The 12,697-nt window shown below is 71.5% G+C and carries 8 protein-coding genes and 2 pseudogenes; 2 read left to right on the forward strand and 8 right to left on the reverse strand.

The window, feature by feature from the left end; all coding sequences use genetic code 11:
- Positions 1-340, forward strand: a pseudogene (locus ACFU99_RS15190) (alcohol dehydrogenase); the annotation flags it as partial.
- Between the two features lie 20 nt (positions 341-360).
- On the opposite strand, the gene ACFU99_RS15195 reads toward ACFU99_RS15190, so the two are convergent.
- Positions 361-1,104 carry a dienelactone hydrolase family protein gene (locus tag ACFU99_RS15195; protein ID WP_384391212.1) on the reverse strand — a complete coding sequence of 248 codons (744 nt, stop codon included), beginning with the start codon at positions 1,102-1,104 and terminating at the stop codon, positions 361-363.
- Between the two features lie 318 nt (positions 1,105-1,422).
- On the opposite strand from ACFU99_RS15195, the gene ACFU99_RS15200 reads away from it, so the two are divergent.
- Entirely contained in the window at positions 1,423-1,899 is a 477-nt protein-coding gene (locus ACFU99_RS15200; protein WP_384391216.1) for a GNAT family N-acetyltransferase, read from the forward strand.
- A gap of 7 nt (positions 1,900-1,906) precedes the next feature.
- Here ACFU99_RS15200 and narI read toward each other — a convergent pair whose 3' ends face one another.
- The 7 genes and pseudogenes from narI to ACFU99_RS15235 all read right to left on the reverse strand — a co-directional run.
- Positions 1,907-2,626, reverse strand: a complete 720-nt coding sequence (gene narI / locus ACFU99_RS15205) for a respiratory nitrate reductase subunit gamma (protein WP_384391219.1) — start codon at positions 2,624-2,626, stop codon at positions 1,907-1,909.
- Entirely contained in the window at positions 2,623-3,258 is a 636-nt protein-coding gene (gene narJ / locus ACFU99_RS15210) for a nitrate reductase molybdenum cofactor assembly chaperone (RefSeq protein ID WP_384391221.1), read from the reverse strand. Before narJ ends, narI begins: the two co-directional genes overlap by 4 nt.
- Positions 3,255-4,940 carry a nitrate reductase subunit beta gene (gene narH / locus ACFU99_RS15215; RefSeq protein WP_384391224.1) on the reverse strand — a complete coding sequence of 562 codons (1,686 nt, stop codon included), beginning with the start codon at positions 4,938-4,940 and terminating at the stop codon, positions 3,255-3,257. The genes narJ and narH overlap by 4 nt, the downstream gene beginning before the upstream one ends.
- Position 4,941: 1 nt before the next feature.
- The gene (locus tag ACFU99_RS15220; protein ID WP_384391230.1) at positions 4,942-8,679 is read right to left on the reverse strand and encodes a nitrate reductase subunit alpha; all 3,738 of its coding nucleotides are present in this window, start codon (positions 8,677-8,679) and stop codon (positions 4,942-4,944) included.
- Positions 8,680-9,041: 362 nt separating this feature from the next.
- Positions 9,042-10,559: pseudogene (locus ACFU99_RS15225) on the reverse strand (VWA domain-containing protein).
- Positions 10,560-10,621: 62 nt separating this feature from the next.
- Positions 10,622-11,839 (reverse strand): AAA family ATPase, encoded by a 1,218-nt coding sequence (locus ACFU99_RS15230; RefSeq protein WP_384391233.1) that lies wholly within the window; start codon positions 11,837-11,839, stop codon positions 10,622-10,624.
- Positions 11,840-12,477: 638 nt separating this feature from the next.
- Positions 12,478-12,697, reverse strand: a 220-nt coding sequence (locus ACFU99_RS15235) for a hypothetical protein (RefSeq protein ID WP_384391227.1), incomplete at its 5' end; no start/stop codon positions are given.

A 12,697-nucleotide genomic window follows, 5' to 3' on the forward strand; every position in this document is an offset into this window, starting at 1 on the left:
GAGTTCGGTGGCGCGCACGGCGGCCATGACCGTACGCGAGTACGGCCGCGTGGTCCTCATGGGCGGCGTCGGCATGCTCGGCGGCGACGACCTCGCGCTCCCCTATCCGTGGCTGATGCGCAACTCGGTCACCGTGCGCGGGCAGTGGATGTACCCGCGCACGGCGAACGTCGGCATCATCCGGCTCCTCGCCTCGGGTGCGCTGGATCTGGCCCCCGAACGGGTCCGGACGTTCGGCCTCGACGAGGTCAACGAGGCCGTCGCGTACGCGTCCGAGCACAGCGGCGCGTTCGACCGGACGGTTCTCGTCCCGTCCGGCGACGGCCGGCGGTCCGGCTGACCTTCACCCCTCGCCCGTACTCAGGTGCCGAGGCTCTTGGCGTACAGGTCGGCCAGGGCCGTCCAGTGGCGTTCGGACGCGGCGGCGTCGAAGGCCGGGGCGTCCGGCACCGCGAAGCCGTGCTGGGCCGGGTAGATCTCGACGCTGTGCCGCACGCCGGCGGCGGTGAGCGCCTGCTCCAGCCGTTCCTGCTGGTCGGGTGGGAAACTGTCGTCGTTCTCGGCGCCCGCCACGAGAACGTTCGCGGCGGTCCGGTCGGCCAGCAGGTGCGGGCTGTCGGGTTCGTCGGCGACGGCGAGGAACCCGCCGTGGAACGACGCGGCGGCCGCGATGCGGTCCGGGCGGTTCCCGGCCACGATCAGCGAGATCCGGCCTCCCATGCAGTACCCCGTGGTGCCGACCCGGTCCCCGGACACCTCCGGGCGGCCCGCGAGGAACTCCAGGAACGCGTTCGCGTCACGGACGACCCGCTCCGTGGTCAGGCTCTGCATCAGGGAGAACAGGCGATTCCGCTCGGCCGGGTCGCCGAACACCGTGGCGATGTCGAAGGGGGCGAATTCCCCGGCTCGGTAGTAGACGTCCGGCAGGAGCACGGCGTAGCCGAGCCCCGCGAGCCGGTCCGCCATGGCGGAGAAGGTCTCCCGGACGCCGACGGCGTCGGGGTAGACGATCACCGCCGGCCAACTGCCGTGCTCCGCCGGGGTGTGCAGGGTCACGGCGCAGACGCCGTCCTCGGTCGGCACGGTGGCATTCACTGTGGGCATTCAGGCTCCTTGCGGGCAGCGGAAGAATGGGCAGGTTCCGTTCTACCCCTGTTCCGCCGCGCGCGACGAGCGATCGCGCGTTCGACCCGCGCTCACGAGGGGCGATCGGCGAGGTCGGGCGGGGTATCGACGACATTTGTGGGGCAATCCGAAACTTCTGTTACCCAATGACTGAAATGCCCGCCTAGTGTCGACCGTAGAACGTGATCAGGACGAGCCAGGACGAGCACCGTCTCGATCACCGACCAGCACGGAGCGGACCGTCCCAGCTGCCGGACGGGCGAGACGAGGCGCGGGCGGGCTGACACCATGGCCCTCATGAATGGGGAGAATCTTGGGGAGTTCGCCGTGCGCCGCGCGGGCGTGTCGGACGCGGAGGCGCTGGTCCGGATCGACTCGGTCGTGGCGCGGGGCGATGCCGAGCGGGGCGCGAGCATCCGGCGGTGGTGCCGGGAGGGCCTGGTGACCATGGCTGAGGACGCGTCCGGGGCCCTGGGCTACTGCGTGGTGGAGTACACCTTCTTCGAGCAGGGCTTCGTCACGATGCTGATGGTGGCGCCCGGCGTACGCGGCCGGGGCGTGGGGGCGCGGTTGCTGGCCGACGCCGCGGGCTCGCGCACCACTCCGAAGCTGTTCACCTCGACGAACGTGTCCAACCAGCCGATGCAGCGGCTGCTGCGGCGCGCCGGGTGGAGCCCGGCCGGGCTGCTGCACGGCCTGGACGACGGGGACCCGGAGCTGTTCTACCTCTGTCCGCAGGAGCCCGGCCGTCAGGCGCCCGGCGCCAGTTCCTGACGGCACGTCAGCCAATGTCGCGGCGTGCCCCGGCAGCCGGGCGGTAGAGGCCGTGGCCGCGGGAGCGGTAGACGATGTACGGCCTGATCAGGTAGCCGAGGGGCGCGGTGAAGGCGTGGACGAGGCGGCTGAAGGGCCACAGGGCGAACAGGGCCATGCCCAGCAGCGCGTGGAGCTGGTAGGCGAAGGGGGCATGGGCCATGGCGCCGACGTCGGGGTCCAGCGCGAACAGGCTGCGGAACCACACCGACACGCCCAGCCGGTAGTCGTAGGGGTTGGTGACGGTCGTGGCGGTGGCGGTGAGACCGGCCAGGAGGACGACGGTCAGCAGCGGATAGACCACGCGGTCGCTGCGGCTGGTGGCGGCCCGTACGGCGCGGACGCGCAGGCGGCGGTACAGCAGGACGGCGAGTCCCGCGACGGCGGCGAGACCGGCGACGCCGCCGAGGGTCAGGGCCGTCGCGTGGTAGACGCGCTCGCTGATGTGCAGCCGCTCGGTGAGGGACTCGGGGATGAGCAGGCCCATCGCATGGCCGCCGACGACCAGGAGCAGGGCGTAGTGGAAGAGGGGCCCGCCGACGCGCAGCAGGCGGGATTCATGGAGCTGGCTGGAGCGGGTGGTGAAGCCGAAGCGGTCGTAGCGGTAGCGCCAGGCGGTGCCGAGGACCAGGACGGCGAGGACGAGGTAGGGCAGCACTCCCCACAGGGCGATGCGGAGATGGGTCACCTGCGGGCTCCTTCGGCGTGCGGCGTTCCGTGGTCGGGGAAGGCGGGGAAGGGGTCGAGGCCCACGTTCTCCGCGGGCGGTCCGGTGCGGGCCAGGGCGAGTGTCGCGGCGCGGTCGGCGGGTGCGGCGGCCGGGAGGGTGGCTCGTACGGCGCGCAGGACGTCGGCGTACGGGCTGCGGTAGGACTCCAGCGCGTGGCCGAGGAGGTCGACGGCGGGCCGGTGTTCGCTCAGCAGGGCCAGCCCCGGGCGCGGGCAGCGCGCGGCGAACTCCAGGACGGCGGGCAGGAAGTCGGGCAGTTCGCCGTCGCCGGGCTGCCAGCCGTGGTCGCGGTAGAGGGCCTTGAGGCGGGCCAGGGAGGCGCCGCGGCGGCGGGTGTCGCCGTCGGTGTAGTAGGTCAGGTGCAGGGTGCGGCGGCGGCTGCGGTCGAAGGTGAGCACGTAGCGGGCGGCGAGTTCCATGGCCGGTGCGGTACGGGCGTACGCGCAGAAGCGGAGCAGCGCGGCCGGGGGCTCCCCGCGCAGCCCGCTCATCGTCTCGGCGACGGCGGCGAGGCGTGCGGGCCCGTCGGCGTCGGGGTAGGTGAGCAGCAGGGAGGCGGCCTGGTGCACGGCGGGGCGGGCGGCGGTCATCGTTCGTTCTCCCGGCGGCGGGGGAAGAGGCCGCGGGGTGCGCCCCGGCCGTCCCAGTTCAGCAGGTTGAGCCGCCCGCGCAGGCCGTCGGTCGGCGCTTCCGGCGCCGTGACCGGCGGGGCGTGGAACGCCTCCATGTTCGCCGAACCGGCGCCGTGCCCGCCCGGCCCGGCCCCGTACATCCCCGGTCCGCCCGCCCCGTCCAGGCTGCACCCGTCGTCGACCGTGTCCGGGGGTACGGTCCCGGTGTAGCTGGTGGGGATGACGTACCGGTCCTCGTACTTGGCGAGGGCGAGCAGCCGGTACATGGCCTCGATGTCGTCTTCGCCGAGTCCGACGCCGCGGGCGATGGCGGGGTCCGTGGGGTCGCCGAGGTTGATGCGGCGCATGTGGCTGCGCATGGCGGCCAGTCGGCACAGGGCGGCCTCTACGGGGCCGGGGTCGCCCGCGGTGAGGAGCTGGGCGAGGTAGTCCACGGGGATGCGCAGGGCGTCGATGGCCCCGAAGAGGCTGGCCGGGTCCTCGCCGTCGTGGCCGCTGCGGGTGAGGGAGTCGACGATGGGCGACAGCGGCGGCACGTACCAGACCATGGGCAGGGTGCGGTATTCGGGGTGCAGCGGCAGCGCGACGCGGTAGTCGCTGATCAGCGCGCGGACCGGGGAGCGGCGGGCGGCGGTGATCCAGTCGTGCGGGATGCCGGACTCCTCGGCGGCGCGGGCGACGTCGGGGTCGGCGGGGTCGAGGAAGCAGCCGAGCTGGGCTTCGTAGAGATCCTTCTCGTCGCGGACGCGGGCGGCGTCGCCGGCCTTGTCGGGGTCGTAGAGGATGACGCCGAGGTAGCGCAGCCGGCCCACACAGGTCTCCGAGCACACGGTCGGCTCGCCCGCCTCGATGCGCGGGTAGCACAGGGTGCACTTCTCGGCCTTGCCGGTCTGGTGGTTGAAGTAGACCTTCTTGTACGGGCAGCCCGTCACGCACATCCGCCAGCCGCGGCAGCGGTCCTGGTCGACGAGGACGATGCCGTCCTCGATGCGCTTGTAGAGGGCGCCGGAGGGGCATACGGCGACGCAGGACGGGTTGAGGCAGTGCTCGCAGATGCGGGGCAGGTAGAACATGAACGCCTGCTCGTACTCGAACCGGACCTTGTCGTTCATATCCTTCAGCAGCGGGTCGCCGGCGAGGTGTTCGGGGCCGCCGCCGAGATCGTCGTCCCAGTTGGGGCCCCAGGTGACGGCGGTGGGGCGGCCGTCGACGAGGGAGCGGGGCGGGGCGGTGGGCAGGTCGTCGCCGAGCGGCGCGGTGGTGAGGTTCGCGTAGTCGTACGTCCAGGGCTCGTAGTAGTCGCCGAGCGCGGGGAGTTCGGGGTTGGCGAAGATGCAGGCGAGGCGGCGGGCGCGGCCGCCGGAGCGCGGTACGAGCCGGCCGCCCTTGAGCCGCCAGCCGCCCTTCCAGCGGTCCTGGTCCTCGTAGGCGCGGGGGTAGCCCTGGCCGGGGCGGGTCTCGACGTTGTTGAACCAGGCGTATTCGGTGCCGGTGCGGTTGGTCCAGGTCTGTTTGCAGGTGACCGAGCAGGTGTGGCAGCCGATGCACTTGTCGAGGTTCATCACCATGGCGATCTGTGCCATGACGCGGCGGCCGGAAGGCGTGCCGGGGGACGTGCCGGGAGATGTGCCGCGGGGCATGTCAGTACTCCACGTTCTGCGAGCGGCGGCGGATGACGGTGACGGCGTCGCGCTGGTTGCCGGTGGGCCCGTAGTAGTTCGGGGCGAAGGAGAGCTGACCGTAGCCGCCGATGAGGTGGGTGGGTTTGATGAGGAGTTTGGTGAGCGCGTTGTGGACGCCGCCGCGCCGGCCGGTGGCCTCGGACTTGGGCACGTTCACCAGGCGTTCCTGCACGTGGTACATGAAGACGGTGCCGGGCGGCATCCGGTGCGAGACGACGGCGCGGGCGACGACCACGCCGTTGGGGTTGACCGCCTCGATCCAGTCGTTGTCGGCGACAGCGATCCGCTCCGCGTCCTGGACGCTGAGCCAGATGACGGGTCCGCCGCGGGCCAGGGTCTGCATGAGCAGGTTCTCCTGGTACTCGGAGTGGATCGACCATTTCGAGTGCGGGGTGACGTAACGGACCGTCACGGAGCGGCCGTCGTCCGCGCCCGCGGCGGGGTGCCCGTCGAGCGCGGCGAGGTCGAGGGGCGGCCGGTAGACGGGAAGCTGCTCGCCGAGCTCGGCCATCCAGTCGTGGTCGAGATAGCAGTGCTGACGACCCGTCAGGGTGTGCCAGGGCTTGCGGTGCTCGGTGTTGATCGTGAACGGGGCGTAGCGGCGCTCGGGCCCTTCCTTGCCGGACCACTCGAAGCTGGCCCCCACCTGCACCGGGCGGGCCTGCGTGTCGGAGAAGACCACACGCCGCTCGGCGACCGACTCGCCGAGCGCCGCCAGCCGGCTGCCGGGTCCGCAGCGCTCGGCGAGGCGCGTGAACCCTTCGGCGGCCAGCCGCCCGTTGGTGGTGCCCGACAGGGCGAGGATCGCCTCGCACAGCTTGACGTCCGTATCGAGCAGCGGCCTGCCGCGTACGGGCGCGGGCCGGGCCGTCCCGCACCGTTCGGCCAGCCAGCGGGCCTCCGCCCGCGGGTGGACGGTGACGCCCTTGACCGCCATGCCCTCCTCCTCGGCCAGCGGTCCCAGGCTCGCCAGCTTCGCCGCCACGGCCGTGTAGTCGCGCTCGACGAGCGTGAACGCCGGCATGTTGTGGCCGGGCCGGGGCGTGCCGCCCGCCGCGCGCCAGTCGGGCACCGTGCCGCCGGGCTGGGCCGTTTCGCCGGGCGTGTCGTGCTGGAGGGCGGTGGCCACCAGGTCGTAGCGGGTGTCCAGGCGGTCCTCGGCGAGTTCGCTGAACTTCGCCGCCAGTCCGTGGAAGATCTCGAAGTCCGTGCGCGCCTGCCAGGGCGGGACGATGGCCGGGGAGAAGGCGTGCACGTAGGGGTGCATGTCGGTGCTGGACAGGTCGTGCTTCTCGTACCAGGTGGCGGCGGGCAGCACCAGATCCGCCATCAGGGTCGTGGAGGTCATCCGGAAGTCCAGCGCCAGCAGCAGATCGAGCTTGCCGCGCGGCGCCTCGTCCCGCCAGGCGACGTCGCGCGGGCGGGCCTCGGGCGGCGCTTCCTCGGCGCTCGCGTTGTCGTTCGCGCCGAGCAGGTGGCGCAGGAAGTACTCGTTGCCCTTGGCGGAGGAGCCGATCAGGTTGGCCCGCCAAACGGTCAGCACGCGCGGCCAGTTGGCGGGGTCGTCCGGGTCCTCGCACGAGAAGCTCAGCCGGTTCTGCCGGAGTTGGCCGGCGACCCACTCCCCCGGATCGCCTCCGGCGGCGCGGACCCGCTCGCCCAGGGTGAGGGGGTTGTCGGCGAAGGTGGGCGCGGAGGGCATCCAGCCCAGCCGGGCGGACTGCGCCACCAGGTCGGCGGTGTGCCGGCCCGCGAAGAGCCCGCGGCCGGTCGGGGAGGCCAGCGCGTCGGCGCGGTAGGACTCGTAGCGCCACTGGTCGGTGTGCAGGTACCAGTACGGCGTCCCGGCCATCTGGCGCGAGGGCCGGACCCAGTCCGCGGCGGTCTGGAGCTGCTGCCAGCCGGCGTACGGGCGTACCTTCTCCTGCCCGACGTAGTGCGCCCAGCCGCCTCCGTTGACGCCCTGGCAGCCGGTGAGCAGCAGCAGGGTGAGGAACGAGCGGTAGATGGTGTCGGAGTGGAACCAGTGGTTGGTGCCGGCCCCCATCACGATCATGCAGCGGCCGTTGGTCTTCTCCGCGGTGTGCGCGAACTCGCGCGCCGCCCGCAGCACGGCGCCGGCCGGGACGGAGGTGAGCGTCTCCTGCCACGCCGGGGTGCAGGGCTGCGAGGCGTCGTCATAGCCGCGGGGCCACTGGCCCGACAGGCCGGGGCGGTGCACGCCGTACCGGGCGAGGAGGAGGTCGAAGACCGTGGTCACCCAGCGGCCGTCGATCTCCCGCATCGGCACGGCCCGGCGCAGCGTACGGCCTTCTTCGCTTCGTGGTCCCGTCCCGTCCTGGTCGAAGCGCGGGAGGTCGATCTCGACGCTGGCGCCTCCGCGCTCCTGGTAGAAGGTGAGTTCCGGTTCCACGTCGCCCAGATCGAGGTGCCAGCGGCCCTTGCCCTGCTCGGACCAGCGGTCGCCGAGTGTGCCGGGCGGCGCCACAGGAGCCCCGGCGGCCTTGTCGAAGAGCACGGGTTTCCACTGTGCGTGCCCGGCGTCGTCCGCGTCGGACTGGAGGCCGAGGTCCGCCGCGGTGACGAACTTGCCCGGCACGACGACGCCGTCCCGGCGCTCCAGCTCCACCAGGAACGGCAGGTCGGTGAAGGACGTCACGTAATCGGTGAAGTACGGCACCCGGCGCTCGACGAAGAACTCGCGCAGCATCACATGGCCCATGGCCATGGCCAGCGCCCCGTCCGTGCCCGGGTGCGGGTGGAGCCATTCGTCGGCGAACTTCGTCGCGTCGGCGTAGTCCGGGGAGACCACCACCACCTTCTGGCCGCGGTAGCGGGCCTCGGCCATCCAGTGCGCGTCCGGCGTCCGGGTCACCGGCACGTTGGAGCCCCACAGCATCAGATAGGCCGCGTCCCACCAGTCGCCGGACTCGGGTACGTCCGTCTGGTCGCCGAAGACCTGCGGCGAGGCGATCGGCAGATCCGCGTACCAGTCGTAGAAGGACAGCATCGGCGCGCCGATCAGCGACATGAAGCGGGCGCCCACGGCGTGCGAGGCCATCGACATCGCGGGGATCGGGGAGAACCCCGCCACCCGGTCGGGTCCGTACGCGCCGATGGTGTGCACATGGGCGGCGGCCGCGATCTCCAGGGCCTCCTCCCATGTGACGCGCACCAGGCCGCCCTTGCCGCGGGCGTCCTGGTAGCGGCGGCGCTTGACCGGGTCCTGGGTGATCTCCGCCCACGCCGCGACGGGGTCGCCGAGCCGGGTCCGGGCCTCGCGGTACATCTCCACCAGGACGCCGCGCGCGTGCGGGTAGCGCACCCGCGTCGGCGAGTAGGTGTACCAGGAGAAGGACGCGCCCCTCGGGCAGCCGCGCGGTTCGTACTCGGGCCGGTCCGGGCCGACGGTGGGGTAGTCGGTCTGCTGGGTCTCCCAGGTGATCAGGCCGTCCTTGACGAACACCTTCCACGAGCACGACCCCGTGCAGTTCACGCCGTGCGTCGAGCGCACCACTTTGTCGTGGGCCCAACGCTCCCGGTACGGGGCGTCGTTGACCGACTGGTCCGGCCGGTACACGGCCCGCAGATCCGGTGTCGTCGCGGTCCCCTGCAACTGCCGGCCGAGCTTGAGCAAGCGCTCCGCCGCCTCCCCCGCCGCGCGTTCCGCTGCCTTGCGTGCCCCGAGATGCCCCACGGCCAGACGTCCCTTCACTCCGTACAGCAGCGCCCTGCGTCATGTGCTCTGTGTTCCGTGCTCAGCGTTCTGTGCTCTGTGCCCTGTGCTCAGCGTTCTGTGCTCTGCGAGCGGGCGGGGCGCGTTTCCGGGCCCAAGCCTGTCCCTGGATTCGGCGTCCTGACCGTTTCGCTGAACACAATTGGGCAGAGTTATACGCAAGCTTCCTTCCGCTTTGCTCTACCTGCCGCATGCATATGCGAACAGCGGATGCTCATTCGACAGAAGGTACGAATATTGTCGGTCCGGGCATTTCTGACGTCTCTCCTATTTCGAGTGCGTGTTCCATCGCGTACACGCCGCATTCATGCGGATCCGCCCGGTCAGATCACACGGAAGAGATCGGCGGCGGCATGCACGTCGGTGAAGTCCTCGACGGAACGGAGGTTGTCGCACAGGGCGTCCAGGACCGAGTCGGCTTCGGCTGCGCCCGGGGCGCCGACGGCCACGCCGAAGACGCGGAAGCCGAGCCGCTGCTTGGCCTCGTTCCAGCCGCGCATCCACTCCTCGGTGACGCCGCATTCGTCATCGGTGAGCATGACGATGTCGCCGCGCATTCGGGCAGCGTCGTCGAACTCCGCCTCCAGCAGTTCGCGGGCCGCGGTCAGCGGCGCCTGGTAGCTGGTGCCGCCGCCGAGGAATGTCTCCGCGAAATCGAGCACTTGGGCGATATCGGCGGGGCGGCCATTCGGGAAACGGAAGATCTGGATCTTTTCCGCGGCGGAGAACAGAATGCCGACGAAGTCACGCCCCGCGTGACGGGCCTGGTCCAGCAGCGCCAGGGCGCACCCCTTGGCCCACGCCTCCCGCGGAACTCCGCCGGGCCCGGTCGCGTACATGGAGTGCGAGGTGTCCACGCACGCGATCACGGCACCCCGGCCGGTGGCCTGCTCGCCCTGGGTGTCATAGAGCATCAGCTCCCCGGCGGCGTACCGCGCGGCGAACACGGCGCGCAGCTCGGGCAGGCCGAGGTTGGCGAGCTCGGAGGGGATGACCCGGGAGAGGTCGTCGCCGAGTGTGACGCCGACCAGTTCCCCGGTGGCGTTCTCGACCTTGCGGGCGCGCTCGCCGTCGGCCATCTGCCGGAAGCGGCCGATCAGCTCGGCCCACCGCGCGAGGCGGCTGGTGCGCAGCCGCTCGGAGAGCCGAGCGCGCCGGTCGAACGGCATCCGTTCCAGCTCGCCGGGGGCGACTCCCCATGCCCGCATGAGCGCGGCCTCGTCCCGTACGGCCTCGGCGGCCTGCGCCACCGCGTGCCGCGCGGCGGCGCGGAGGCCGGGGATTTCGGGGATGTCGGGGATCGCCGCCACGGGGGCCGGGGCTTGGGCGGTCGCGGCGGCCTCGGTCGCCTGCTCCAGGGCGTCAGGGAGCGGGGCGGCGCCCACACCCGCGGCCACACCCCCCACAACCGCGACCCGCTGAGCCCACCCCCCCCCGTCGGCCAGCACCACCGCTTACCACCCGCCTTCCAGCATCCGGCGCAGCGCGGCGGCCTGCGCGAGTACGGCCATGGCGGCGGCGTACGGGTCCCCGGCCGTCTGCCGACGCAGTGCGGCGAACTCCGGTGACTCCATCAGCGCGCCGATGACCTGATGGTCGACCAGCTGGGAGGGATCCATCTCCGCGCGCTCACGCAACCGCGGGCTCGTTTTGTAGGCGGCCAGGAACATGTCGGCCAGCAGGCTGTCCGTACGGCCGTAGCGCTCGTTCAACTCCGCGGCCAGCTCGCGCAGTCCGGCCGACTGGTCGTAGGTGTCGCGCCAGGCGATCCGGTCGAAGCGGTCCGCGATCACGGCCGCGGTGTGCCGTTCGTTCACGCTCCGTTCGTTCGCCCTCCGCATCGCGGATTCGCCGGCTCCGCTCGGCGCCTGCTCACCCATGGCCGCTGCCCCTCCCCCGGCGCTCAGAGCTGGGCCTGCACCATGCTCGCGTCCACGCCGAGGGCCTCGGTGAGCACGCGGGCGCGGACGGCGCGCCGGCGGCCGGCGACCCGTTCGATGGCGGCGGTGGAACGGCCGGCGCGCGCCGCTTCCTCGCGGAGCCCCTCCAGCCGCTTGCCCGCCATGGCGAGCTGATTGTGGGCCTTCCTGATGACCCACTCGCTCAGCGCCTCGCGCGACTGCCCGGCCATGGCATCGAGCTGGACCTCCAGCTCATCGATGGTGTCGGCCAGGTCGAGCACTTCCTTGGCGTCGGGGTTGACCAGGTGGAGCACTTCGCGCTCCACGGTCGGGCGCTCGGCCGGGGAGTCCCACAGTACGTGCGTCAGTACGGACAAGTCGGTCTCGCCGACCGCCGGGCGGCCGTCGAGGTACGCGGAGGCCTGGAGCAGGCGCACGGCCTGCCGCCAGCGGCGGTCGGAGGCGACCAGTTCCTTGCGGCGCAGGGCGGCCCGCAGCGCGCACACCGCGTCCACGATCGCGTCCGGCACGTCCACGGCGGGAACGGCCTCGTTCACGGCGTGCAGCAGCGCGTTCAGCTCGACCGTGGTCCGCGTCGGCGGCGCCGGGCGGCTGACGGCGGAGCGGACGAGCGCGGCGAAGTTCGAGGGGTCCGCGAGGTAGCCGACCTCGATCCGGACCAGCAGCCGGTCGTAGATCGCGGCGGAATCCTCGCCGCTGGGCAGCTCGTTGCTCGCCGTGATGGCCCCGATCAGGGGGCAGCGGATCGGCTCGCCGCCGTTCTCGGGGTGGTAGATCCGCTCGTTGAGGAAGCCCAGCGTCTCGTTGAGCGCCGCCGTCGAGCACTTGAATATCTCGTCGATGAACGCGACGTGGGCGGTGGTGGCGCGGCCGTCGTAGACCTGGCGGTACTCGCCGCGGGCCAGCGCGGCGACGTCGATGGGGCCGAACATCCGCGTCGGGGCGGTGAACTTCGACAGCAGGATCTCCCAGTAGGACGCGCCCTCGATCCTGCTCGTGAGCTCACGCGCCATTTCGGACTTCGCGGTTCCGGGCGGGCCGAGCACCAGCGAGTGCTGCCCCGCCAGCAGCGTCACCACCAGTGTCCGTACGACGTCGGCCCGCTCGTAGAAGCGGCCCGCCAGCTCGTCGCCGATCGCCCGCAGCCGCTGGGCGGTGGCGTGGGCGGTCGGTGCGCCCTGCGCGGGCTGCGGGGACAGCGGGGGCTGCGTGCCCTGCGGGGGCTGCGCGTCCAATGTGAACTCCTAGCCGGTGCGCCCTTGTCGGGCCGGGGCCTGTTCCCGGGAACGGTCCTTTGCCCGAGCAAGATAACGCGGGCGCCGGCAGCACCTTCAGTCCCCTCGGCCTCGGGCGGCTCCACAGGCGCACAGGCTGTGCCGGGCACTTCGCCGTCGGAGGATTCACTGACGTGATTCGCGATTTATTGCATCTGCACGTGCGCGCAGCCGGACGATGACACTCCGCTTGTGACCCGCTTCCCCCGCGCGAGTGAATGCCAGCACATTCGACCGGGCACCTCTCCTTGCCGGTCCTTGCCGACGTTTGACTTGCAAGGAAAGAAAGTGACCACTCCTGCCCATTTCCACGGCGCAATGCGATCGCTACGCGGCCGTTTCCGCCCCATCTTCCCATTATACGTTCAGATGCTCGTCGTTCCGGCTACATTATTCGGTCCACAGTGACCCCCACCCGGTTTTGCACGGGCTCTCGCGTTTGCGCGTCGGGGGATTGAGGTAGCGAATGGGCCACCTTCGGCGCTACCTTCTGCATTGCCTGCGACGGACATTCCAGTGGGACACACGCAGGTGGCCCCGGGGTGCGACCCGGGGCCGTTCGATCAGAACAGAGGTATCAAGATGTCCAATCGAAACAGCCGAGGCGTTTTAAAGACTTCCTCGACTTCCCGCGAAATTAGCATCCCATGATTCCCGGATTCAAGAATTCCGGCGTCCCGTGTCTGGGATATCAAGGTCCCGCCGGGCCCGCCCGTCATCGCGCTCATGGTTCTCGTCGCACCGCCCGCGCCGACGCACGAGACGGCCTCGCCACCCTCGGCA

It is taken from the genome of Streptomyces sp. NPDC057654 (assembly GCF_042800135.1).
In the GTDB taxonomy this organism is placed as follows: Bacteria; Actinomycetota; Actinomycetes; order Streptomycetales; family Streptomycetaceae; genus Streptomyces.